The 25110-nt window shown below is 36.3% G+C and carries 25 protein-coding genes, 1 tRNA gene and 1 pseudogene; 10 read left to right on the top strand and 17 right to left on the bottom strand.

The window, feature by feature from the left end; genetic code table 11:
- The first annotated feature begins 207 nt into the window (after nucleotides 1–207).
- Nucleotides 208–969, top strand: coding sequence for an SDR family NAD(P)-dependent oxidoreductase (locus tag RCG17_RS19880; RefSeq protein ID WP_308171818.1), 762 nt, complete (start codon nucleotides 208–210; stop codon nucleotides 967–969).
- Between the two features lie 575 nt (nucleotides 970–1544).
- Nucleotides 1545–2318, top strand: a complete 774-nt coding sequence (locus RCG17_RS19875) for a DUF2935 domain-containing protein (protein WP_308171817.1) — start codon at nucleotides 1545–1547, stop codon at nucleotides 2316–2318.
- A gap of 954 nt (nucleotides 2319–3272) precedes the next feature.
- On the opposite strand, the gene RCG17_RS19870 is transcribed toward RCG17_RS19875, so the two are convergent.
- The 6 genes from RCG17_RS19870 to RCG17_RS19845 all read right to left on the bottom strand — a co-directional run bounded on the left by RCG17_RS19870 (nucleotide 3273) and on the right by RCG17_RS19845 (nucleotide 8466).
- On the bottom strand, nucleotides 3273–3644 hold the full coding sequence (locus tag RCG17_RS19870; RefSeq protein WP_308171816.1) for a VOC family protein: 372 nt from the start codon (nucleotides 3642–3644) through the stop codon (nucleotides 3273–3275).
- Between the two features lie 458 nt (nucleotides 3645–4102).
- A complete protein-coding gene (locus tag RCG17_RS19865) occupies nucleotides 4103–4672 on the bottom strand; it encodes a hypothetical protein (protein WP_308171815.1) in 570 nt (189 codons plus the stop codon).
- Between the two features lie 495 nt (nucleotides 4673–5167).
- Nucleotides 5168–5536 carry a hypothetical protein gene (locus RCG17_RS19860; protein ID WP_308171814.1) on the bottom strand — a complete coding sequence of 123 codons (369 nt, stop codon included), beginning with the start codon at nucleotides 5534–5536 and terminating at the stop codon, nucleotides 5168–5170.
- Between the two features lie 204 nt (nucleotides 5537–5740).
- Nucleotides 5741–5980 (bottom strand): hypothetical protein, encoded by a 240-nt coding sequence (locus tag RCG17_RS19855; protein ID WP_308171813.1) that lies wholly within the window; start codon nucleotides 5978–5980, stop codon nucleotides 5741–5743.
- Between the two features lie 87 nt (nucleotides 5981–6067).
- Nucleotides 6068–6400, bottom strand: a complete 333-nt coding sequence (locus RCG17_RS19850) for a hypothetical protein (protein ID WP_308171812.1) — start codon at nucleotides 6398–6400, stop codon at nucleotides 6068–6070.
- A 1811-nt stretch (nucleotides 6401–8211) separates the two neighbouring features.
- A complete protein-coding gene (locus RCG17_RS19845) occupies nucleotides 8212–8466 on the bottom strand; it encodes a hypothetical protein (RefSeq protein WP_308171810.1) in 255 nt (84 codons plus the stop codon).
- 305 nt (nucleotides 8467–8771) lie between these two features.
- Between RCG17_RS19845 and RCG17_RS19840 the strand changes: the two genes are divergently transcribed.
- The gene (locus RCG17_RS19840; protein WP_308171809.1) at nucleotides 8772–9239 is read left to right on the top strand and encodes a hypothetical protein; all 468 of its coding nucleotides are present in this window, start codon (nucleotides 8772–8774) and stop codon (nucleotides 9237–9239) included.
- Nucleotides 9240–9530: 291 nt separating this feature from the next.
- On the opposite strand, the gene RCG17_RS19835 is transcribed toward RCG17_RS19840, so the two are convergent.
- The gene (locus RCG17_RS19835) at nucleotides 9531–11237 is read right to left on the bottom strand and encodes a hypothetical protein (protein WP_308171808.1); all 1707 of its coding nucleotides are present in this window, start codon (nucleotides 11235–11237) and stop codon (nucleotides 9531–9533) included.
- A 546-nt stretch (nucleotides 11238–11783) separates the two neighbouring features.
- On the opposite strand from RCG17_RS19835, the gene RCG17_RS19830 reads away from it, so the two are divergent.
- Complete coding sequence (locus RCG17_RS19830) at nucleotides 11784–12899, top strand: site-specific integrase (protein WP_308171807.1); 1116 nt, start codon at nucleotides 11784–11786, stop codon at nucleotides 12897–12899.
- 114 nt (nucleotides 12900–13013) lie between these two features.
- On the opposite strand, the gene RCG17_RS19825 is transcribed toward RCG17_RS19830, so the two are convergent.
- A tRNA-Val gene (locus RCG17_RS19825) sits at nucleotides 13014–13086 on the bottom strand.
- Nucleotides 13087–13299: 213 nt separating this feature from the next.
- Between RCG17_RS19825 and RCG17_RS19820 the strand changes: the two genes are divergently transcribed.
- The 4 genes from RCG17_RS19820 (at nucleotide 13300) to RCG17_RS19805 (ending at nucleotide 15465) form a co-directional block, all read left to right on the top strand.
- Nucleotides 13300–13521 carry a WYL domain-containing protein gene (locus tag RCG17_RS19820; protein WP_308171806.1) on the top strand — a complete coding sequence of 74 codons (222 nt, stop codon included), beginning with the start codon at nucleotides 13300–13302 and terminating at the stop codon, nucleotides 13519–13521.
- Between the two features lie 105 nt (nucleotides 13522–13626).
- Nucleotides 13627–14355 carry an alpha/beta hydrolase gene (locus RCG17_RS19815; protein ID WP_308171805.1) on the top strand — a complete coding sequence of 243 codons (729 nt, stop codon included), beginning with the start codon at nucleotides 13627–13629 and terminating at the stop codon, nucleotides 14353–14355.
- Nucleotides 14356–14486: 131 nt separating this feature from the next.
- Nucleotides 14487–15002, top strand: coding sequence for a YjcG family protein (locus tag RCG17_RS19810; protein ID WP_308171804.1), 516 nt, complete (start codon nucleotides 14487–14489; stop codon nucleotides 15000–15002).
- Between the two features lie 4 nt (nucleotides 15003–15006).
- Entirely contained in the window at nucleotides 15007–15465 is a 459-nt protein-coding gene (locus RCG17_RS19805) for a GNAT family N-acetyltransferase (protein WP_308171803.1), read from the top strand.
- Nucleotides 15466–15505: 40 nt separating this feature from the next.
- On the opposite strand, the gene RCG17_RS19800 is transcribed toward RCG17_RS19805, so the two are convergent.
- Nucleotides 15506–15748 carry a hypothetical protein gene (locus RCG17_RS19800; RefSeq protein WP_308171802.1) on the bottom strand — a complete coding sequence of 81 codons (243 nt, stop codon included), beginning with the start codon at nucleotides 15746–15748 and terminating at the stop codon, nucleotides 15506–15508.
- 117 nt (nucleotides 15749–15865) lie between these two features.
- Here RCG17_RS19800 and RCG17_RS19795 point away from each other — a divergent pair, with 117 nt between their 5' ends.
- The gene (locus RCG17_RS19795; protein ID WP_308171801.1) at nucleotides 15866–18157 is read left to right on the top strand and encodes a UvrD-helicase domain-containing protein; all 2292 of its coding nucleotides are present in this window, start codon (nucleotides 15866–15868) and stop codon (nucleotides 18155–18157) included.
- Nucleotides 18158–18266: 109 nt separating this feature from the next.
- Here RCG17_RS19795 and RCG17_RS19790 read toward each other — a convergent pair whose 3' ends face one another.
- The 8 genes from RCG17_RS19790 to RCG17_RS19755 all read right to left on the bottom strand — a co-directional run bounded on the left by RCG17_RS19790 (nucleotide 18267) and on the right by RCG17_RS19755 (nucleotide 24079).
- The gene (locus tag RCG17_RS19790; protein WP_308171800.1) at nucleotides 18267–18524 is read right to left on the bottom strand and encodes a sporulation-specific transcription regulator SpoVIF; all 258 of its coding nucleotides are present in this window, start codon (nucleotides 18522–18524) and stop codon (nucleotides 18267–18269) included.
- Nucleotides 18525–18646: 122 nt separating this feature from the next.
- Nucleotides 18647–18775 carry a YjcZ family sporulation protein gene (locus tag RCG17_RS19785; protein ID WP_308171799.1) on the bottom strand — a complete coding sequence of 43 codons (129 nt, stop codon included), beginning with the start codon at nucleotides 18773–18775 and terminating at the stop codon, nucleotides 18647–18649.
- A gap of 105 nt (nucleotides 18776–18880) precedes the next feature.
- On the bottom strand, nucleotides 18881–19237 hold the full coding sequence (gene spoVAE / locus RCG17_RS19780) for a stage V sporulation protein AE (RefSeq protein ID WP_308171798.1): 357 nt from the start codon (nucleotides 19235–19237) through the stop codon (nucleotides 18881–18883).
- Between the two features lie 4 nt (nucleotides 19238–19241).
- Complete coding sequence (spoVAD, locus tag RCG17_RS19775) at nucleotides 19242–20267, bottom strand: stage V sporulation protein AD (protein WP_308171797.1); 1026 nt, start codon at nucleotides 20265–20267, stop codon at nucleotides 19242–19244.
- Entirely contained in the window at nucleotides 20268–20744 is a 477-nt protein-coding gene (gene spoVAC / locus RCG17_RS19770) for a stage V sporulation protein AC (RefSeq protein ID WP_308171796.1), read from the bottom strand. It lies immediately after the preceding gene.
- A 14-nt stretch (nucleotides 20745–20758) separates the two neighbouring features.
- Nucleotides 20759–21226 carry a sporulation protein gene (locus RCG17_RS19765; protein ID WP_374120974.1) on the bottom strand — a complete coding sequence of 156 codons (468 nt, stop codon included), beginning with the start codon at nucleotides 21224–21226 and terminating at the stop codon, nucleotides 20759–20761.
- Nucleotides 21227–21361: 135 nt separating this feature from the next.
- Nucleotides 21362–22129, bottom strand: coding sequence for an enoyl-ACP reductase FabI (gene fabI, locus RCG17_RS19760; RefSeq protein WP_308171794.1), 768 nt, complete (start codon nucleotides 22127–22129; stop codon nucleotides 21362–21364).
- Between the two features lie 114 nt (nucleotides 22130–22243).
- Nucleotides 22244–24079, bottom strand: coding sequence for a monovalent cation:proton antiporter family protein (locus RCG17_RS19755; RefSeq protein WP_308175892.1), 1836 nt, complete (start codon nucleotides 24077–24079; stop codon nucleotides 22244–22246).
- 110 nt (nucleotides 24080–24189) lie between these two features.
- On the opposite strand from RCG17_RS19755, the pseudogene prpE reads away from it, so the two are divergent.
- Nucleotides 24190–24929, top strand: a pseudogene (gene prpE / locus RCG17_RS19750) (bis(5'-nucleosyl)-tetraphosphatase PrpE).
- The last annotated feature ends 181 nt before the right edge of the window (nucleotides 24930–25110 follow it).

The raw sequence follows: 25110 nt of genomic DNA, 5'->3' as shown, positions 1-25110 counted from the left end.
TTATTGTTTAACTCAAACCCCTGTCAGAGCTTAAAAAGGTGTAGGGCATTTCACTGTATACAGAATATCTAGATTTATATTGGTAATAATTTTTATAAAACATAAAAATGATTTGACTTAGAGTTTACTCTAACCAGTATAATGAATTCGAATCACATCAATTACCAAATTAATGATAATTCTCTAACAATTTTAGGAGGGATTAACATGAAATATACCGTTATTACTGGTGCTAGTTCAGGAATTGGTTATGAAACCGCATTAGCTTTTGCCACTCGTGGAAAAAACTTAGTCCTTGTAGCACGTAGAAAAGAGGAGCTAGAGAGATTAAAATCAGAAATTGCAAAAATAAACTCAAATTTAGATGTAGTCATTACCAACACTGACTTATCCGTTACTAAAAATGTTTATGATCTTTACAAGGGTCTTCGAGATTACAAAATTGAGACGTGGATTAATAATGCAGGCTTTGGTAATTTTGCTGCTGTTGGAGATCAAAATTTAAATAAGATAGAGACCATGCTTCATTTAAATATCGAAGCACTAACCATCCTTTCCTCTCTTTACGTACGTGATTATTTAAACATTGAAGGGGCGCAATTGATTAATGTTTCTTCAGCAGGGGGATATCGGATTATTGAAGATTCCGTTACGTACTGTGCTACAAAGTTTTATGTAAGTGCATTTACAGAAGGGCTTGCTCAGGAACTAAAAGGACTTGGATCAAAAATGAAAGTAAAAGTTTTAGCGCCTGCTTCAACTGAAACAGAATTTGCAAAACACGCTTTAGGTCTTGATGAATTTAGTTTAGAGGGGGTTGTACCAAAGTATCATACCGCAAAAGAAATGGCTGGATTTATGCTTGAACTCTATGATAGTGAAAAAGTATTAGGATATGTGAGTGGTATTACATACGAGTTCGAACTGAAAGACCCTATTTTTCCTTATGCTGCAATAAAAAGGAACTAGTTTAGATTCATAAAAAAATGACTGTTAGATATATAATCAGGAACTGAATACACTTCAGTTCTTTTTTAATTTAGAAAAACGAAAAATCTTTATCATACGATTATATTTTTTCAGTTTCAACCATTAAACTAACCTTTAGTGCAATTAAAAAGGGATTGCCACTACAACCCCATTTTCAACTCTTGCGCCCGATTGTTGAAGATCATTCTCTTATTGGAAGAATCGGGATTTGCTTGTTTTACAAACGCCATCCAAATCATTATTTTGTTTCCCAAAAGATCTCTTAACGTGGATTCTCATTAAAAATTTTGCCATCCCCTTAACATAATTGATGTAGAAGGTGAGTATAATCCAATTGATGAAACCTTATAAGGACTGAATACAGAGATAATGCTTTTTCCCTTCATTCACTGGATGGAATCAGTTATACGTCTAGAGACATGGAAGAATCCATTATTTTAAAATTTGGATTCAGCTTTGATGATAAAAACTGATCCAAGAAGCTAAGAAATCTTCTGATTTATTTGGAAAAATTGAACCATATTAGTAGTTACTAACAGGAAAGGAGTGGGATTATGAGTTATACAGATAACTATGAAAGGGATGTCTATGGGATAATAGCTTTTTGGTTGCGAAACAATTATGACCATGGTCGATTTTTTGATAGGGAAATAAGCCATCATGAATTGGAATTAGCCCGTGCAAATCAGCATATGATTCAGCGCTTGGGAAGGATATGGAATAAGGCTGAGTCGAAACAGGGAGATCTCGGTGGTTTGATTAATGAAGCTGAACATGCTACAAGTGAATTTCGAAGTTCACTTATCCATACTATGGATAAGGCTTTGCACTGTGAAGTCATTATTTCAACGCCAATATCACTCCTTGATCACATGATACGGGAAGCTGAAGAATCCCAGAAGGTTTTTAAATTAATACAAAGTGGTGGTCATGTTTTAGCAGCGGATGCAGTCATACATGAAAGTACATTTTGGTTGAGGCAAATGGCAGATCATCTTGGTTACATACACCATTATTTAGATGTATCAAATTATGAACTTCATGATAGGGTAAGAAAAATGACGCAAAAGTTTGAGCGGTTATTTCTCCAAGCAAATGCACTCCGAACAATAATACGAAAACCGCGCAATGAAATGTTACCAGTTTTAAACACCTTTAAGCAAATGGTTATTAAAGAAGCTAAGGATCTAGAAGTATTTAAATTAGAATTAGATGATCTAATCAAGCATTGTGCCGCCATTACAACTTCACCACCAGATTTGTTAGAACATATTGCCAGGGAAGCCCATCACCTATGGAGAAACCTAGAAGATGGGGTTATATCATAATATATAACTGGGTTTAAATTCTCCGAACATATCGATGGGTATATTTGCATTTGGGGAACGTAGGTGTTAAAGGGGAGTAAGCGACAAATAATCCCCACCTACAAATTGAACTGCACCTCCAATTGTTACTTGTGTCTAACAATTGAGGTGCAGTTCAATTGTCATTATTGCAACCTGCTAGTAGCAAGAAAGATAAGGATAGAGCAAACATAGGGTTTATCGAATGATGCAGTTTTAACTTTAATCCATCCTTGGGTAGCGTCAGGAAAACACAAATTTACAACCTTACTGAAATTCCATAAATAAAAAGCCCAATCTCTCATTTGCTGAGTAATTGAGCTTTTTTTGTTGCTTCATAAAACTGCCAGTTGTTGCTTTGAAACAAAGTTTGATCAAAAACACCTCACAAACCCATATTTTACGTTAAATACAAAAATCCATTTTGAAAAAAAGATTGTTCAAAATGGATGCTTATCTAGCAGTTTTAAGTTTAGATTTTATAAAAAAGTTTGATCATTTATACCGGTGTTGCTCCACAATCGCGCCCTTATATGTAGTATGATTTTTCACCGTATTCAACGTAAGTAAAGATACGAAAAATGCCATATTTGTATCTTTGTAGAAGCATTATATATAGTAAGAAATTATAGTTTTTAACGTTAACAAACATAGGACTTTATTTGGAGGGGTGGGTATGATAGGCTTGTATGCCTGATGAAACAACGGCTTCAGCCTTTCAAGACCAATCATGCCCACAGAGGCTCCAAGTCAAGTCCTTAAAAGCTTTTCTATGGTTACATGTAATCATTGATAAAAGGTGCTTTCTATCAATCGTTTTAGGACTGATACTATATATAAGGGCCAGTTTGCGGAAGAACGATAATTTTATAAAGTTTGCTGAAATCGTGCCACACAAATTGAACTAGAATTTCTCAAACGATATAAAATTCCTAATTATTTGACCCACTCTAATATTTCTATACGGTTCCCAAAAGGATCTGAAATATAGAACCTTTTAGCTCCTGGGAGTTTATCATCTTCAATAACATTAACACCGTTTGTTATAAGATGTGTTTTTAATTCCTCTATATTTTCCACTTCAAATGCAGGATGTGCCTTTTTAGCTGGAGAAAACGGTTCTTCAATTCCAATATGTATTTGATAATTTCCAAATTTAAACCAAACTCCTCCACGTTTCTTTAAATCTTTAGGTTTTTCTATTTCATCAAAGCCCAAAATACCCTTGAAAAATTCCCTTGCAGTTTCTTCACTACCTATTGGAGCAGCTAGTTGAATATGGTCAATTGCTTTAAAAATAAAAGGCATTATTATCCTTCCTTTCTATTTTTCAATTGTTATTCCTTACAATTATCAATATTACGTCTATTCAAATAATAAGAAAATATCATATTAATTATAAATTAATATAAGTTAATCTTATGAACGTCTAAAAACTATTTCTTCTATAAAATGACCCATCCAAAAGAAAGAGCACAATTCTTATTAAAGAATTGCGCCCTATTGTGGAATACGTATGGAAAAGTTATAGCTATACTTATAAGGAATAGTCGAAATAGATTATCTATAAATAATACTACTAAAATTTTCTCGTTTTTTCTTCCACAATCCTGACCGTTCAATAGACGAAAAGGGATCCTTCGTTGTTGAAGCATCGCCCCTTTTAGCTTAAGTGTGTTGTTTTACAAACTCTCCGACATTTTTTTGAAGGATCAATGAGATTCAATATGATTATGAGAAATAAGCGACCTGCCCATAAGTATTTATTACCCTTTTTTCCTCCGTTCCATTGATCTAGAGTAACCAAAACATTCTCTAAATAATTTCCTGCCAACATAATGATGGAAATTTTTGTATCTATATCTATAGTATTCGTTCCAATAGCTAATCATTCTATTATAGCTTTTACAAAACTGAACAATATTTTCAAGACAAAATCTCTTTATCCGTTTTGTATCCTGTTCTTTTAAAATATCATAAGTCATTTCTAATATTTCTAAGACATATTCATCACATATTTTTACGATATAAGGGATAGCCCAATCTTCATAATCCATCAGAAGCAATGAATACAAATGCTTTTGGCGAACAAACCCGTCACAACTTCTTGAATAGATGCAATGCAAAATCATTTTTTGTCGTACACTTAAATTGTCTATAACTTCATCTGAAATATCATTGTAGTAGATACGATAAGGAAACCGTATCACGTTATTATCTTGATAATATTGAATATTATCCTTCGACACCCCATTATTATAAGTCTTATGAGGAATAAGTCTAACTGCTTTAGTTACATCATCTCTCATATAGTTTGGAAATCCATCTTGAAACATACAATCACAATCCTTGGAACACATAATGAAATAAAGTTGTTTACCCGAAAGGAACTTCTAAATAATAAAACTAGAACAATAAGTCATTGAATAATTAGGGCTAATCCAATTATAACTGAGGCGATCAGAAAACAACTTAAAAACACTATTAATACATCTCGAACCCTTTGTTTGTCAATATTGTCACCTTTTAAATATCCCAAAGCAAAACCGACTATTAATGTTAAGATAGAAATTATCCCACCAATCTTAATAATTGTAGTACCTAATGATTTTAAATTAATAAAACTAGCAATACTAAGACTGAATAAAAAGATAAAACATGAAAGTAACGACGTTCTATGCAGGATGTTTTTATGTCTTATTAATTCAAATAGAACGTAAATAGTTAATAAATATATAATTATTATTATTATATTAATGGGTAGCAACTTAAAAACCGACATATTTTACCTTCTTTTCTTAATCTTTCTCCCAGAATATTGCGAATAAATTTTACTTTATAAATAATATTACAAATATAGCAAATATTAAATACGCTAAAAAGATGGCTCCCATCCTTTTAAACGCCTTTTTCCATATATTTTTCCTTCTTTCATCTCCATGTCTATATGAAATAAATATACAGATAGGAAACAATGAAAAAAATAGTATCGCCCCATATAGAAACATACTGTTTCCAAAAGAATTATGATAATAAATCATAACCTCTCCAATAGCACATACATACATCCAAGTAACAAATAAAATAGCCCCCCACTTATGTGGGAATGGTAATTTTGTAGAATAAATAAGAACTACAGAACCTACTATAGAACAAATTAATGCAGCTACCAAGGGAGGTAATTGTGCTAAAATAAGCATCTTTTCACTTCCTAATCCTAATTAGTAATTCTCCTTCGTATTCCTGATAATTTCCAATCTTTAGGTAAACGGCAGAATATACCAAAGACAATCTAATAAATTTATTGAATTAGTGAATGGATTAATCTTTCTTAAAATTATGTATTCCTGTGTTCAAAAAGACTGGATTACCTTATGATTCAATATGTTTTAAGCATTGAATCGCTACAGTTTCAACCCAATCCCGAAATGTGTGGCAATTGTTAATTTTATAAAGGGTATATTCTGGATAGTTATCCAATGTGGAGACATAATCAAATAGATGGTCGTGAGCATACATAAGAACTTCCCGGATTCCTTATGGTACATTGTTAAATTTCCATTCGCTTCAAAAGCAAAGGATATGAAATCATCAGGGTTTATTTTTACTTCAATTCCATCATCCTCGCAGAACTTTTTAAACACATCCTCCCATCCATTAAAACCAAGTACTGCATCTTTGTAAGTTAAAGTGTTGTTCAAATTATTTAACCAAATATCTTCTGGCTCGTTTCATCTTTCAGTTATTCCACCAAAATTCTCAAGTAAAAGTATATGGTCAGGATGAAGCGGTTTATTTATGATGTTATTTTCTTCTCTCGGTTCTAAACAAAGCCAGCCAAATGACTGTGAAACCCTATTTGTCCAACCAAATAATTCATAGATTTGATTTTTATATTGAACTTTAGTAATCCTTGCTTTTTTAAGTAATAATGTCAAAAAGGGGAACTTATCTTCAAATTTTTTTGTACAAGTAAATGACCTTTTATCTATTACCCTTATATCATTAATGTCTCTGAGAAACCAAGTTACATCTTCCAAAAAGTCTTTCAAGTCCCTATTCATATCCCTCACCCTTTGATATTTTTCCAGAGATAGAACTTCTATTATTTTTTTCTGATCCTTATTCCCATTCTATTACACTTATGAATATTTCCTATATGTTTAATTGTCAAATTATTGAATAACCTTGTTCAACTGAACCGTTAATTTAAGTTCAACCTTCACAATCTTGTCTTTATTTCAAATATAAATATCCAATTTCCATTAAAGTAAGTTATTCATACAGATAGGTAAGGGTTTGAAGTTATCGCTCCCTTTTCCCCCCGTCCACACCAGTACGTGCGACTTTCACCGCATACGGCGTTCCAACTAATCCAATTCGATTTAATCATCAACACTTCTGAAATCGTAACATCATCAAGTGTCTCAATTCTTCCGTTTCAATAAGTCGGTGCCTCCCGTGGGAGGTAAACCTCTTTTAGTCTTACGAGAACCTTATTAACCGATAAAGATTTGCCTTGCATGATTAAATGATTCTTCATTAGTCTAGTGGCTATCCCTCCATGTTGATTAAACATTTCATTGGTACTGTGCCACCACTTTCACTGATACAAAGATAAGTTATACAGTAGCTATTCTCACTATTGCTTTCCTTACCAACGATTCATAGGAAGTAAGTCCTCCACGTTATCAGCTTACAACGTTGAATTATATCTATTATGGAATGAACTTAGGTGCTTCCTGTAAGCCTGTTAGCCATTCATATGCCTGTAACATATCATGGATTTTCATATTAATCAGTCTTACTCATCCATTGCTAACCTCACATTAAGTGATATACACATTTCTATGTATCGCCATTATAGACCCGTACATTCAGAAGTTCGTCAGCGTAACCTTTTTATTTTAGGTTCATTTGCATTCTCACCATATTCATTCAACTCAAGCATCATGATTTACGCCACCCCCGCGGGTAGGATTTCGTCAGCTTAACCCGTTACGGTAAATTCTCACGCCTTTTTGCCGAGCTTATAACACTATCATTCTTACTTAATCCAGTGCTATTCGACTTAGAGAGAGCCCTTCAGGGCGTTACCCCATCATTTGACTCTTCGATATAATCCTTCAGTTCCGTAAGGAACTGTCTAACTTTTATCTGGTAATGTGACCATTCCCAAGTTAGGTTAGAAACGTTTCGCACAATTAAATGGCCCGATTGTTGAATAAGAGCTAAAGACGATTCTTCAACTAAATGCTCCGTTAATACAATAAGCACTGCTTAAAAAACCGTGCATAAATATAAGTGTTTATACAGTTTTAGTTCTAGTATTCATTCGAAATGAATACAAAACATACTGCCAAAACCTACATCATTTAAATGCCAGAAATAAGGAAGAAGTATTGAATGATGACTAAACCATTGTTAGATTACGAATACTTTTGAATTCAAAAATTAGTGTTATGAAATTTTAAGTAATAACATCGTATTGACAATTACTGAGAATTGGCTAGAAGATTAATGTGGTGAAAAACATAAAATAGGTTCCAAATTAAAAGGGCAACATAGATATAGTTCCCCTTTTTGTTAACTGCAGTATCCGATGTTTTAAAGTAATGCTTTAATTGAATATTAAACTCTTTGCCTACTAGATTTCACTTCTTCCCGCGATGAGGCTTATATTGCTGGAAAGAGGCATTTTATTATTCTATTAATGATTTTTAATTTCTGACAAAAGGAATAATATCAATGTCTAAAAATCCTAGGAATCTTTTTTCATGATAATTATTCCAGGAGCTAAGAAAATTTTAATTGTCTGTCTTTGGAGACGAAATATAATCTTTCAGACCTTGTTAGCACGTCATCAAGAAACAAACTACTCCATATTTGTGGATCTTAAAACTTCGTTTTCCGAATGAATCTTCATCCATTTAACATTCAAAAATAATGAAAAACTACAAATAAAATTTCCATCTTCAGCTTGTATCATTTCTTTTCCTTCATAGGCCTCATCATCGTTCTTTAATAATCCATATACTTTGCCAACTCTTATATTAACAAATTTATAATGTTCAGCTTCATCTGATAAATGGCGACTTGACTTTGAAATATTGCTGATAAAAGGAAACACGGCTAGCACCTTCCACAGATTTCACATAATTTTCGTGGTAATTTGTATTCCATAATTACAAAAATTAAGGAATTTCATGATTAATTGAGGAAAACGTAGAAATAGTACAATAATTCGATTTTAAGTAGTATTCTTTCAATGAATTTCTTGTTAGCGATTGTCCAGCTATTATTATCGTATTGGTGAAAAGGTGACACCAAATGATAAGATATATACGAAATCAGCTGAATTCACATGAAAACAATAATAGTTACCAAAAGACATGAAACCAAACCAAGCTTATTAATATAAGAGGAGAAATTTAAATGAAAAAACTAACCAATCTTATTCATGATGCTATAAATAGAATACTTTATACACAAACAGTGTATCTTTACAATTTTGGTTCACAAGAATTTAATACACTTATAACACTAAAATTAACATCTGGAAACAATGTGCAAGAGGAACTTGATGAATTTATAAATTACTTTCAACGCAATTATGATATTAATAATTTAAAATACATTGCAGTTCTTGATCTTAATACAGCATATACCGAAGAAAACTCGTATTATATTCATCTGTCAACAAATATTAGTAGAGATAAAGCCAATTATACTATTGAAAAAGACAATGATTTATTTGCTATTAACATAATTCCAACATTCCAAATGCCAAATGTATTTTTTAGAATTTGGGCCAACTCTGTCAAAAATTCAAATGATATGAAAAGTATTTTATTTGGCATGAATCTTGAATATCCGGCTAACCACGAATTATCCTTTGTTTAGGATAGATTCGACAAAAAAGAGTTAAATGCTGTAGAAATAATCAAAGCACCCATTTGGGTGCTTTCAGACTGTCGACAATTCGAAAAAAATCGAGTTTGTCTATAGTCTTTTTGTATAATTGCTAAAGGTTTTTGATTTATCTATCCTCTCGTTAAAAATATATATTCATCAGAACAATGCCGTCCTAGTATTAACCCTGTCGTGTATTAATTAAGATGGCTTTCATCAGGTATACCTTCGATATAGCTCTATGTGTAAAAGCTTTGAAGAAATTGAAACTAATATAGCTTATCACTGGTTTCTAAGCTTTTGCTTTTTCCTTATCGGCTCCTGGCTGGATGCACCAGTGATCTCGCTGTGATTATATCCGGTGTTGATCTTTTGGACGACGGCTTTGCTAACACCTGCATAATCAGCAATTTGATCCTGGGTCCAAGTTGTACTCCGCAGTAATTCCACAATGGCAAGCACCAGCTGTTTCCCTTTCCGTTGGGGCGGGCGAATTGGAAGTTCAATTGATGCTCCAGAGTACTGCGTGTATCTTCTGCCGTCATTAATAGCTTTTGGCACTGACTCCGACACTCCCCTCTTTTTCCCGATTTCTCGGAATGAGAGCTCAGTTTCCTTTAAGTCCTTTACAATGCCCAAAACGGTACTTTCGTCAATCCGGGATCTTTTCATTTTCTTTAATGGTTCTTCTTTGGATGCATGTGTATGCTCGGAGTAAATTTCTCCAATGTTAATACGACGTATCACGGAATTTGACATCTTGGTAATCTGGGATATTTCCTTTATAGAATGCTTCGTATCCTTCAGAAGATAAGTGACTTCAGGTAAAATAGCACGGTTATATGCAGTCTTCGTCTGTTTGTCGGACAAGAAAAGTTTACGGATCAACTCGATATCGGTTAAATCACCGATCCGTTTACCTTCCATTACATATGACACCAGCTTCTTGATGGTTATCGAGTTCGCGTTCAGCTTTTGATACTCGAGTGTGATATAAAAGGCATATTCCGAAAAATCCTGGATGTTGGGGGTATCCGGAATCAATCCGTGGTCTATCAGCAATTGCGTAAATACAGACTGGAGCCGCCGCAGCTCCTTTTTGCTAGGAAAACGGTAGTCCATCTCCACTAGTTCCAGGTGATGTTCCCGGCAATAATCACGTTTGATTATATCCCGTTCTATGCGTTTTTGGAAATCCTCTTCTGATTCCGCAAAATGCTTCTCCGTGTGCAGACCTCCCTGGATTTCAACTATAAAGGATAAAGCTTCTACAAAAGTAAAAAATGCAAAATCAAACGCGAGCGGATTGCCTTCCCTACTTACAAGGCCCTCTCTTCCATATTGGAACTCATAAGCGAGCCCAAACTTCACGGAGCAATACTCCGATATCAGCAGCCCCAAAATCTCCCCTTTAGAAGTTCGAGACCGGCTTTTACACTCATCGCATAGCACCCACGAATGGCCGGTATTAGACTTATTGTTCATTATAGTTCGTAACGATCTTTCACATTCCCCTTCACATAGATAACAGTAGAGGTGGACTGATGTATACTGATAACGGCCTTCCTTTCCGGTCACGTCCTTTAACATAATTTCGTCTAGATTCAGGGTATTCTTTTCATAATCCCAGTACTCCCCCAGATCATCCAGTCTATCCACTAGACGCATAAAGCCCGTTTCTTTCCACCTTTTATTCGCCGCCAGCCTGCTCGTATGTACAAAGCTTTGATGTATGCAGGAGTCACAAAGAACGTAAGGCATTTTTTCTTTTTGCACCTTATAATAAATATGCAACACCTGGCGTTCCGTGTCCTCACCGCAGGATTCACACGTAAAGGTGCCTCGTAATTGATAATAAGGTTTCCCTATTGAATCAGCGTCCATCCGGTAAACCTCATCAAGATTCACGGACGCCTCCACTACTTGGTACTTAATGTTATGTTGTTTAAAAACAATGCCAATAGGTGTGGTATGATTCATTCGTTTCATGTTGGCGCCTTCCTTCCAAGATTCTTTACATGAATGTAACTTGGACAGATTCTTCCAATTTTATACGTACCCACTAACCAACTATTCCATTTTGTAAGCCATCAACAACTAAAATTGCATACATGTTTTTTAGAACACTACTAATATAGGGGGTAGGGCATCGAACTTCGACAACCGAAGGGTAATGGTAACCAACTACCTCCCAGAATTTTTTTTAGACTTTTTTTCCTATAAGGGTACTGAAAATTCCAAAAAAGAAGTAATTCAAAGATATTAGGAGCAATTCTATGGAAAAATCATTATTAACTATTTTTTATCCATGGACCAATCCAAGCTCGTTGTTTTATATTCTTATACTAGTTCGATTTCAATATATCTGATATGTAAAATAAAAGAATAAAAGATAACTAGAAGCTAACAAACTAACCATTTAACTATCTACAATTATTTTTAGGCACCCTAGATTACAAATAGATTGTTTCATTGTACTATGAAATTATCGGTAACAAATCTAAAAGGGGTGACGAATTTCAGGAGGAAAATAGAATGCCGGTTTACAGAGATGACGAACAGAAAACATGGTTTTACGTTTTTAATTATTACGATGATTATGGTAAGAGGAAACAAAAAAGGAAGCGTGGCTTTAAAACAAAAAAAGATGCAACCGATGCATTAAGAAAACTAGAAGTCCAATTTAGTGATGGCACATATGTTGAATCAAAAAAGATACCATTCAAACAATATATCAAAGATTGGTTTTCAATAAAGAAATTATCCTTGAGTAACAATACAATCTCACTATATACCGGAAGCATCAAGAATAACATCCTGCCAGTTTTAGGTAACATTGAATTATCCTATTTAAAGCCAATGCATATCCAAAAATTCATTTTAAAAATGCATGATAAAGGATTAGCTGAAGCTACCATTAAAAGAACATTTAACATTGTTAATGTTTGTCTCAATGATGCTGTCAAAATTGGTGATATACCAAGCAACCCAGCAAGCAAAATTGAAAAGCCTAAAGTATCACCAAAAGAGATGAAAATATGGACCGTCAATCAAATTCAACATTTCTTGAATTGTTCCAAGAATCACAGGTTATATTTTATCTTCCACCTGGCTATCATGACTGGTTTACGAAAAGGAGAGCTTCTTGGATTGCGTTGGAAGGATATTGACCTCGAAAAGCAAGTGCTCTACGTTACACAAACACTAGAGCAGGATGGAAAAACAATCAAAAAAGGAGCAAAAACGCGAAGCAGTGTACGCTCAGTTACGTTCTCGAAATCCACAAAACAGGTATTACTTGCCTACCAAGAACAACAAGACATTGAAAAAGAAGGCTATGAACCAGTATATAAGGATCTCGATTTGGTCTTTCGAGCTCGGAATGGTGCACCATACCACCACCGCAACCTCACCAGAGTCTTTGAATCATTAACAAAAAAAGCTGAACTTCCGCATATACGCTTTCATGATTTGCGGCATACACATGCTTCACTAATGATTGCACAAAATGAACCAATGAAATTAATTGCAGAAAGGCTTGGACATAACAAGATTAGTACGACAATGGATACTTACGGACATTTACTTCCAAACATGCAGCATGATGCATCTAATCGTCTTGATCAAACAATTTTTGGGGAATCGCAATAAATGTTGCCAAATGGATGCCACGAGAAAAATCCAGTAAAAAAGACCACTTCCGAAGAAGCAGTCTTTTTTCTAAGAACCCTTTGTTCCGAAGGGTTCTACGGGTTTGGCACCCAATGACCTGTACAGGGCTTGAACCTGTGACCCCCACCCTGTCAAGGTGATGCTCTCCCAACTGAGCTAACAGATCGTTTTATAAAGATTTATGTTTGTCTCACTTAACTCAAAATAGTGAGGACATTTATTAATATAATATGATTTTCATGTAATGTCAATATCAGATATTAAACCACACCTTTTTCAAAAAATAAATTCGCCAAAACAGAACATTTGTTTCCTTTTAACTTGAATAAAGAACGTACATTCGTATATAATAGGGATATAAAGAAAGGAGTGAAGAATCATGAACAACCTTTTTATGAGGTCAAAAAATGAAAATCTTCCTTTGGAAATTATCTATCTTTCTGAGGATCACCAGTTTTCACAGCGGAAGCTGATTGTAAAAGAAATTAATGATGAGTATATTCGGGCTTATTGTCTGCTTCGAAAACAAATGCGGACTTTTCGGGTAGATAACATCCTTTCCATCATGCCGGATTCATGCTCCAATCATCTTTTGCACTAATGACGGACACATCCATCCTCATCGTTCTGCCACTAAATCCTCCATACAAAGCCTTCCGTCAACTTTTGTGATAAAATCCAAATAAACGAAAGGTGCGTGGGACGAATGAATTATCCGAAAGGAACAGTCAAAGAACTTCTCTTTAAAAGCAAAGAACTAGGGGAAGAACTTGAAATTCTTATTTACCTGCCCGCTAACTATTCTCCTCTATATAAATACTCCCTGTTAATTGCCCAAGATGGGCAGGATTATTTTCAGCTCGGACGTATCGGACGCTTTGTCGATGAGCTTTTGCACAAACGAGAAATCGAGAATATCCTAGTTGTGGGAATTCCTTATAAAAATGTAGAAGATAGAAGAAAAAAATATCATCCAGATGGTGAGCAGCATCAGGCCTATACTCGCTTTTTAGCCCATGAATTAGTAGGTTTTTTAGATCATGAATTTCCAACATACCAAATGGGGTCAACACGGGCCTTAATTGGTGATTCACTTGGAGCATCGATTTCCTTATTAACCGCACTCCAATATCCATATACGTTTGGCAAAGTGCTGCTGCAATCCCCTTTTGTTAATGACGTTGTGCTTGAAAAAATAAAAAGTTTTTCAAAGCCCGAACTGCTAGATATTTATCATGTTGTTGGAAATAATGAAACAGAAGTGAATACAACTGACGGACGAATTCAAAATTTTCTCATCCCAAATCGGGAGATGTCTAAACTGTGTTTGGAAAGATCATTTACATACTTTTATGAAGAATTTTATGGGGATCATTCATGGACCTATTGGCAACCAGATTTAATGCGAGCCCTATCTTTGATGTTTCGCAGCTGACACTTGAATCTGTGGTATTTCTTAAACAAAGAAAACTTGGTATAATTAAAAACATTCAGAAGAAACTGCAATTTTTCATTTGGTCAGACTTAGAGCTTTCACTCAATTATTTAACAACTGGAGGTATATATATGAAATATGGTGTTGTAGTTTTTCCGTCTAAATCACTTCAAGATCTAGCAAATTCGTATCGTAAACGTTATGACCCGCATTATTCATTGATTCCCCCGCATATGACTTTAAAAAATCCGTTTGAAGCGACAGAAAGCGAGATTAAACCATTTACTGAAAAACTGCATGCACTGGCAAAAAACTACGAACCCTTTACATTGCAAACAACAAAAATTAGTTCATTTAAGCCAGTCAATAATGTAATTTATTTTAAGGTAAGCTCCACTCCCGAGCTGGATGGGCTTTATAATGAAATCAACCAATCATTTAGCGAGCAAAATTTAGAATATTCATTTGTCCCCCATATCACAATTGGTCAGAAGCTATCAGATGATGAGCATTCTGATGTCTACGGTTCATTGCGCATGTTGAAAGCAGAACATGAAGAAACAGTCGACCGCTTCCATCTTCTTTACCAGTTAGAAAATGGATCATGGACAGTATATGAAACATTCAGACTTGGAAAGGAAGCATAGAAAAGTGAACTTAAAGATTGTCGAAAATGAAAAAGAATTAAAAGAAGCATACTCGGTTCGAACAACCGTATTCGTGGATGAGCAAAATGTTCCAATGGAAGAAGAAATTGATCAGTACGAAAAAGAGGCAACCCATTTCGTTTTATATGATGAAAGTACACCTGTGGGTGCAGGCCGATTTAGAATTGTTGATGGTTACGGAAAAGTAGAAAGAATTTGTGTTTTAAAACAGTACCGAAAAACGGGTGCAGGTAAAATGATTATGACTGGAATTGAAAAATTTGCGACTGAAAAGGGCTTGAGAAAATTAAAGTTAAATGCGCAAACTCATGCGATTCCCTTTTACGCTGGACTTGGCTATGAAGTCGTTTCAGAAGAATTTTTGGATGCCGGCATTCCTCATAAAACAATGGTTAAACATACACTTATTGACGAACTTCAAAGTATAAAGGCAGAAGCCTAGAACGAAAAAAACACTTGTCCCATTAAGGTCAAGTGTTTTTTTAAATACTCTCGTCAAAATTCCTGCCTATCCCTGTCAAATCAGCATATACCTTTTCCGCTACCGCCATGTTCCTTGTAACCTTATTTTTTGGAAGATGTACCGCAAATTTATTTTTTTGTGCTAAATAAATTCTCTTCACTTGATCAACACTTTTGGTTCGAAACTCATTGGTTTTCACCCGTTTAATTCGATTTTGATATTCTTGATATTGGGTGTATTGAATCGGTAGCAAATATCCCATTCTAAACACTCCTTCCCATCTGCCAATATTTTTAATTCCTAAAAAGCAAACCTACTACTCTTTCAAATATGGTAAGATAGAATCTATCGGATTTCACAATCATAGATGAGGGAAAATATGAAAACAGCACATTATCAAAACCAGTTGATTTCAATTGAACAATTGGACCGAGAAGATTTTCAAAAAATATACAACGCGGGGAAAAACGGTGAACTTTCCTGTCCTGCTTGCCAGGAAAAGGTTCGTTTGTATCTAGGGATTAACAATTCCCCCCACTTTTTCCATATCAATTCTGTTGAAAAAGAATGCCAGGATGTCATGCCGATACTCCGCTCTGAGGAAGTAAAAGAGCACTTTATTGAGCAGAATGGTTTTCGAATGCCAAAAGGAAGAACGATCGTCGAGGAGCCAAAACCAAACACAGTTTTTATTAAGAAGAAAATGATTACTTCGGAAATACCCTTCTCCCTTAAAAATATGCCAGCCCTAAAAATTAATCAACCAATATACCTTAAAAATTTAGAAGAATTTGGTGTGCAGTTGGACGAAAGCCAATCTGCCGCCGTCATGCGAACAGAGGGAGCCCTTTTAGTTCTTGCGGGAGCTGGCAGTGGAAAAACGAGAGTATTAACCGCTAGGACGGCTTATATGCTTGAAAATAATAATATTGACCCGCGATCCATTATGCTTGTCACGTTTACTTCAAAAGCAGCGAATGAAATGAAAAGCCGCTTACTCACCTACCCTCAAATGAATAAAGCAAAGGTCAGTCAGCTTGTCACCGGAACCTTCCATAGCATTTTTTATCGGATTCTTTTATTCCACGCTCGTGATAAATGGAATACTGACAGATTATTGAAGAAAGAATGGCAGCGCGACAAGATTCTAAAAGAAGCCGGTAAAGAGATTGACTTGAGTGAAAAAGAATTTGCCTATGATTTGGCCTTACAGCAAATCGGATTTTGGAAAAACTCATTGATCTTGCCTCACGAAGTACAGCCTGCTTCTGATTGGGATGAAAAGGCAGCTTTTTTATACCGAAAATACGAAGAATATAAAGCCAATGCCGACATGTTTGATTTTGATGATATGTTAATTGGCTGCTATCAACTGTTTCTTGCTTCCCCACAATTACTTGAACAGTATCAAGAACGGTTTTGCTATTTTTTAATTGATGAATTTCAGGATGTTAATAAGGTACAGTATGAGTTGATCAAACTTTTATCAGGTAAACATCAAAATGTCTGTGCCGTTGGGGACGATGATCAGTCGATCTATTCGTTCCGCGGAAGTGATCCAGGCTATTTACTTTCATTTGAAGAGGATTTTCCAGATGCAAAAGTAATCACGCTTGACCAAAACTACCGCTCATCACATGAAATTGTCACGACAGCGAACCAAATTATCAGGTTAAATAAAACACGTAAAATCAAAAAAATGAAAGCTCAATTTTCAAATGGAGTTGCTCCTGTTTTGTTCTATCCTCATGATGAAGAGGAAGAAGCAACGATGATCGTAACCGATATCCAAGAAAAAATTTCAATGGGGGCATTACCCTCCGACTTTGCGATTTTATTTCGGACCCATGCCGGATCGAGAGCGATTTTTGAACGGCTTGCGAATTCGAATCTGCCGTTTATCATTGATTCGGATGCTGAATCCTTTTATGACAGACGCATTGTTAAAAGCATTCTAGCCTTTTTAAAATTAAGCCTAAATGAAGATGACACACATGCCTTTAGCGACATCCTCCCATCTTTATTTTTAAAGCAATCCGCAATAAATGATTGCAAGGCAAACAGCATTTTAAATGACTGCAGTATACTTGAGGCAATGGGCCACTTAAAATTAACTCATAAGTTTCAAGAAAAGAAAGTAAAGAAAGTCGTTGATTTGACCCGAAGATTAAAATATTCATCCCCTTCAGCAGCGATTGAAACAATCGAAAAAGAAATCGGTTTTCAAGACTTTTTGAAAAAACGAGGGGACGAGGCCAGCAAACTGGAAAAAGGCTCTGATGACATTAAGGATTTAAAGGTAGCCGCCAAGAATTTTGACAGCATCAATGCTTTATTAGACCATGCCTCCCATATGTCCTCGATGAATAAAGAAATCAAAAACATGCGGAAGCATTTTTCGGATGCCATTACTTTGAGTACCATACATCGGGCAAAAGGTCTTGAATACAATACCGTTTATATCATTGGTACAGTGGACGGCAGCATTCCGCATGATTATGCTCTAAACAATGCTGATTACGCAGCCATTGAGGAAGAAAGAAGACTTCTATATGTGGCGGTTACAAGAGCAAAAGAACAACTATATTTGTCCCTTCCTGAAAAAAGAAGAGGCAAAAAAGCGAAGTCTTCACGCTTTTTGGCACCATTGAAAAAAGAAGTTAAGTCATAAAGAAAACTCGCCGATTGGCGAGCCCCTAAGGGCGAAGACAGAGGCGTAGTTGCACCTTTATACTTTCCTGGCTGAAAAAAAAGACCTGTTTCCAAGTCGGAAACAAGTCTTATTTTTTGTTATTCATCATATTTGCAATCGTATTAAGATCAAGTTGTTTGCCATTATTAATGATCGTTTTTACAAGTTGATCTTCTACATCTTTGCTCACTGGTTTATTAGCCATTTTTGAAACTCTCCGAATTACATTTCTAACTGTTTTTTCATCTTTAAAATTGGCGTTTTGCAAGGAATTAGCTAAATCGAAAATTTCCTTCATGTTTACGCCTGTTTTCTTTTCTATATTTTTAAAGAAACCATTATCCATTTTGAGATTCACTCCCTTTTTTAGCTACTTTATTGTATGAAGGAAGTGAAGTTTGGTGATTTGATTCATAAAGAAAGGGCTGGCCAAAGTTGACCAACCCCTCTTGTTGATAGAAGCATCTATTAATAGAAGCTTGCTCCAACGATGATTAAAAGGATGAACAATACAACGATTAAAACGAATGTTGAACCGCCGTAGAAGCCTCCGCCGTAGCCGTAGCCGCAGCCACCACCATATCCGAATCCCCACATATATAAGTCACCTCACTTATCCATTCTCATAAATAACATATGAGAAAACTTGAAAAAGTGTATAGGCAACCAACAGGGCTTGATGAAAATTGGGGACTAAACTTTTTAACCTTTTGGTTTAAAAAGAAGTGCACCAATAAATCCAAAAATAATCGCTGCTGAAATACCGGAACTCGTCACTTCGAACATTCCTGTTAACACTCCAACAACACCATGCAAATCTGCTTCTTGCATAGCCCCATTCACAAGGGAGTTACCAAAGCTTGTAATCGGGATCGTAGCCCCTGCACCGGCAAAATCGATTAATGGCTCATAAAGACCTAATCCTCCTAAAACAGCCCCAATTGCAACGAGCAAGCTCAACGTATGTCCAGGCGTAAGCTTGGCAACATCAAATAGCAACTGACCAATCACACAGATGATTCCTCCAATGACAAAGGCCCAAAAAAACATCGCTAACATCGATTCACCCCTCTTCTCCATTAAATTCAATGGAAACAGCATGAGCTATACATGGAATACTTTCCTTTTGTTGAAAGGTTAATGGGGATAGCAAGGCTCCTGTAGCAACGACAAGGATTCGTCGATAAACCCCTTTTTTCAATTGATTTAACAAATGGCCATATAAAACGGTTGCTGAACAGCCTGCACCGCTAGCTCCCGCTTGAACGGGCTGGTCTTCTTTGTAGATTAATAAGCCGCAATCTTTAAAATGAGTTCTCTCGATATTTAGACCGCTTTGTTGAACAAGCTTATAAGCCACTTCGTTTCCGATTTTCCCAAGATCACCAGTGATAATTAAATCATAGTAGGAGGGATCAATCTGAAGATCACGAAAATGAGCCATAATCGTATCTGCTGCTGCAGGTGCCATTGCTCCACCCATATTAAAGGGGTCAGATAATCCCATATCAATTACTTTTCCAATTGTCGCAGATGTAACAACAGGCATGGATTTTGATGAATCATTGGGTATGATGAGCCCGATACCGGCACCTGTAACCGTCCATTGTGCTGTCGGCGGCTTTTGACCGCCATATTCAGTTGGATATCGGAATTGTTTTTCCACTGCAGCATTATGGCTTGCGGCCCCTGTCAGCACATATTTTGCCCCTTGATTATTTACAACAAAGGATGCTAACGCCAAACCCTCCATTGAGGTAGAACATGCCCCAAATAGTCCAAAATATGGTATTTGCATTGTTTTTGCTGCAAAACTTGAAGGTGTAATTTGATTAATCAAATCCCCTGCAAATAAAAATTGTACTTGTTCTTTTTGAACATTGGCTTTATCTAAGGCTGTTTTTATGGCTTCTTCAATTAAAACCCTGTGAGCTTTCTCGTAAGAATCCATCCCCATCCATAAGTCTTCATGTAAAATATCAAAATCATTAGCCAGGTTACCGTTCGCTTCAAATGGACCGCCTGATACACCTGTTGCCGCAATCATTGGCCTGTTATTGAAGACCCAGGATTGATGTCCCTTTAGCAATTACAAAACCCCCCACATCCCCAATAATGTTTTAATGAGTGCAACTGCAAATGCGGCAAATACACCAAATAAAATGACCGACCCTGCAAGCTTGAACATATTCCCGCCAACGCCAAGAACAAAACCTTCTGTCCGATGTTCAATCGCAGCAGAAATAACGGCGTTTCCAAAGCCCGTTACCGGAACAGCACTACCCGCTCCTCCAAATTGGCCGATACGGTCATATACTCCAAAACCTGTCAGCAGCATCGCAAAAAAGACCATCGTTGCCACTGTTGGGTTTCCCGCAGTCTGTTCAGTAAAGTTAAAAAAGTATATGTAAAAATAACTGATTGCCTGACCTATTGTGCAAATCAGCCCGCCTACAAAGAACGCCTTTATACAATTTTTAAGCACTGGGCGTTTTAATTCATACTTTTGTTGCAGCTGCTGATAATTTTGCTGCTGCGGGGTCAAATTTTTTTGTTTACTTGCCATCGCTAATCCCTTCCTTACGTTGTTTCATCCTTTAGTTTAATGATTTTTTGGAACTGTTTTTCCGCTTCTTTTTCTGAAAGATTATGCTTTTCCTCATCCTCTCTCAATCTGACTGCTTCTAAAAATATTTTATAGTCACTGGAAACCTTGAAGTTTTCCTTTGGATACCTTTTTTCAAGGAATTTGTTGAGCTTGGCTTCAATCCCCTTCATCTTAAATCGGTTCAAATGTTTCACTTTATAAACGACAAGCGTTTCTTTTTTTCCTTTAATGACGGCGACATCGTACACTTCTGGAAATGAACTAATATCTTTGCGAATTTTTTCAACATGGCTTGTCCTGCCATTTGCAATACTGAGCGGGGACGGATTGGTTGTTTTAAGAAGTGCTCCACGACTTTCATTTCCGTTATCTTGCCCGCAGGCGGGCAACAAAACAAAAGCTATCAAAACCATTCCCAGCTTCCAAAAACGTGAGGTCATTTTTCCACCTTCCATACATTCTTTTAATCCTTTATTTTTATATTTCAACAATCACTCCTATAATATGTACAGTTATTAACATCACCTTTCACGGGAATAAAAAAAAGCCTGCATAGTGCAGACTTTTTAATGCTTTTATAAAATATGGTACCCAGAATCAACGTGAATATTTTCACCGGTAATGCCACGTGATAAATCACTAAATAAGAAGACAGCAGTATCTCCTACTTCCTCTGGTGTGGTAGCGCGGCGAAGTGGAGCTTTCTCTTCGATTTCTTTTAGAATTGAATTAAAATCACTGATTCCTTTGGCCGATAATGTTCGAATTGGACCAGCTGAAATAGAGTTTACCCGAATTCCGTCTTTTCCAAGGTCTGAAGCAAGGTAACGGACACTAGCGTCAAGCGAAGCTTTTGCGACACCCATGACATTATAATTAGGAATTGCCCGCTCTCCCCCTAAATAAGTTAGAGTAACGATGCTTCCGCCTTCTGTCATTAACCCTCTTGCTTCTTTGGCAATAGCAGTTAGTGAATAAGAACTGATATTTTGTGCCATCAGGAATCCGTCTCTTGTTGTGTTCAAATATTCACCCGAGAGCTCTTCTTTATTGGCAAAAGCAATACAATGGGCAATTCCATGAATGACACCTGCTTCGTCTTTAATTTGAGCGAAGCATTTTGTGATTTCTTCATCATTTGTTACATCACATGGTAATACTAGTGTATTGTCAGCCTCCAAAGAAACTGCAAGCTCGCGAACACTGCTTTCCATTCTTTCGCCTGCATATGTAAAGATCAGTCGTGCACCTGCTTGATGAAGGGAACGTGCAATTCCCCAAGCAATACTACGTTTATTGGCTACGCCCATTACGACAAATGTTTTTCCAGCTAGTGATAGCATGAATAGACCTCCTATTATATCAACAAGTTATAGTACTTGGTACTAATTTTACACCATTAAACAAAAAATGAAAAGAAGCAGGATTTTACTAACTTCGTTTCCCCCTACGTTCGATTAATCACAAAACTCAAGATCTTTTTTTAATTCGTCAACATACTCTTTTGAACCTGTTACAATCAGCCTGTCATTCAACTCTAATTCAGTATCTCCATGCGGGACAATAGAATCATTTCCACGAAAAATCCTGACAAAAATAATATCCCCAATAAACGGAAAACGCCTTAAAAGCATCCCGTCAAATTCCTCATTTCGCATCCTAATTTCATATAATGCATTTTCTTGATTAGTTAAAATATCGATCACACTTGGTGATTCAATTAATGCCCTTAGCAATACTTTAGTAGAAATAAACGAAGAAAACACTTCAACATTGTGCTCAAGCAGGCTTTCTTCTAAATCTAGACTCTCGATACGAGTGATGACCCTTTGGATTCCCTTTTCTTTCACCCCAACTGCCAGGACAGCATTGACCTCCTCATCCCCAGTAGAAACGACAACAATATCCGCATGCACAGCCTCTGTTTTTTCAATCGTTTCTAATGAATAATCGGAAATCTCGTTCACATCAAATAAGGAATTTGATATTTTTGTATCTGACTCCTTATGGTAAATAACTGTTTCATACAATCCCGATTTTAACTCCAGAGAGATCGGCAGTGTTAATTGTGTTGCACCAATAAAAACAACCTTTAATTTTTTATTTGCAGCCCGTTCTCTTGGAAATAACTTTTTAAAGACAATGGGCGCTATAATGGATGTAATAACTGCGACCAGAATAAGGGTTCCACCCATTTTTGAACTAATAATTTTCATCTTTTCCCCAATTGTTGCTGCTGCAATGACCAGTGATAACGTGGAGGTTAACAAGAACCCTGAAGAAATAACGGTTTTGGTGTCATACCAAATTTTTAACAAATAAACAGGAACTAATTTCGAGATAAACAGTCCTAAAAGTAATAGCGGGATCAGCATTAATAGCTTAGGATCACTTAAAAGCGCCCATAGGTTAAGATTCACTCCTACCATAACAAAAAAGATGGGGATTAAAAAACCATAACCAAAGGAATCAAGCTTATGAAGCAGTTCCTGATTTGGTGATAACAAGGAAACAAGAACTCCAGCTAGAAATGCACCCAATATATTTTCTGCCCCTATTGATTCAGACAAACCCACTAAAACGATAATAAGAGTGAAAACGGCTCTTGTACTAATTTGAACGGTACTTGTTGATAAAGCTTCAAAAATGTTTCGATTTTTAAATCCTCTCCCAATAAAATAAAGGCAAATTCCTGCACCAAAAAGAACAAGCAACAGCCATGTGTTTCCTTTTCCACCTTCGTGGAGCGATACGAAAACGGCAAGTAAAATCATCGTAACCAAATCGGCAATAACCGCTGTTAACAAAATAATTTGGCCAATAGTTGTTTTCATAAGATGTGCTTCTTTTAAAGTTGGTACAACGACTCCAAGAGAAATAGTAGAAATAATCATCGTCATTAAAAAGGCATTATCAATAAATCCAGCCCATACAAATAAAAACGACAGGCCTAGTGAAATAATGAAAATACCTCCAAAAATAAGTCCGGAAGCTAGGAATGAATTAGGTTCTCTTTTAACTCCAGGGGACTTTTTACTTTTGGTAAAAGCAGAAAAATCAATTTCCAGACCACTTAAAAACATTAAAAAGATAAATCCTAACGTGGAGAGTGTCCCAAGCCACGTATCCGCATGGACGACGTTCAACCCAGTTTTTCCGATGACGAGCCCCATTAGAATTTCAGCTACAACAACGGGGATAAAAGATAATTTGAAGCGGTGTAGAATAATTGGCGTGATAAATGCGGCCGTGACCACAATTAATAGAGATATAACGGATGCATGCTGTCCCAGAGTGTCCAACTCTCCCTTCTTTTTTTACTTACTTAAAAAACTATTCATTAACATATAAAAAATGAAACAAACCAAAATTAATAATGATTCGTTCGAAGGAGGCCAGAAAGTTGAAAATTGATATTATCGGTGATATCCATGGGTGTTACAAGGAATTTCAAGAGTTAACAAAATTGTTGGGGTATGGGTGGGAGACAGGAATTCCCATCCATCCTGAGGGACGTCAACTTGGATTTGTCGGTGATCTTACCGACCGCGGCCCTGAATCCTTGAAAATAATCGATATTGTTTGGAATTTAGTTATCGAGCGGAAACAGGCTTATTATACCCCAGGAAATCATTGTAATAAATTATATCGTTATTTTCTTGGAAATAAGGTACAAACGACCCACGGACTTGAGACAACAGTTGCGGAATATTTGGCAATAGGCAAAAAAGACCAGCAAAAAGTTCGCCATCAATTTATAGAGCTTTATGAAAATGCACCGCTTTACCTTACTCTCGATGACGGGCAGCTGATTATTGCTCATGCCGGAATAAAGAAAAATACATCGGTCAAACTGGGGCTAAAGTTAAAACCTTTGTGCTTTATGGGGATATAACAGGTGAAAAAAATCCTGATGGAACCCCTATCAGGAGGGATTGGGCAAAAGAATACAAGGGAAAGCCCTGCATTGTTTATGGCCATACTCCTGTAAAAGAAGTTAGAAAGGTCAACAATACCTATAATATTGATACAGGAGCGGTATTTGGGGGCAAGCTTTCGGCATTACGTTATCCTGAGATGGAGATTGCTTCTGTTCCTGCTAGTATGCCATATGTTGCTGAAAAATTTAGGGAGTTTGATTAATTGGGGTAGCCCAAGGGTGTAGGGAGGCGGCGGGGGCGGCGCTTTAGTGCCCGCACTCTCACTTTTTCCTTGAGCACGGGCACTAGTCAGCCCCTTTACTTCCCCTCCTCGCTCTTATTCCTTTAACACAGGCACTAGTCAGCCTCATTTGTTCTTGGCCCGCTATCTTCCAAAGGATTCT

This window comes from Neobacillus sp. PS3-12, assembly GCF_030915385.1.
Classification (GTDB): Bacteria; Bacillota; Bacilli; order Bacillales; family Cytobacillaceae; genus JAEVLT01.
The sequence above is the reverse complement of the archived record's forward strand: the minus strand, read 5'-3'. Positions and strand labels throughout refer to the sequence as shown.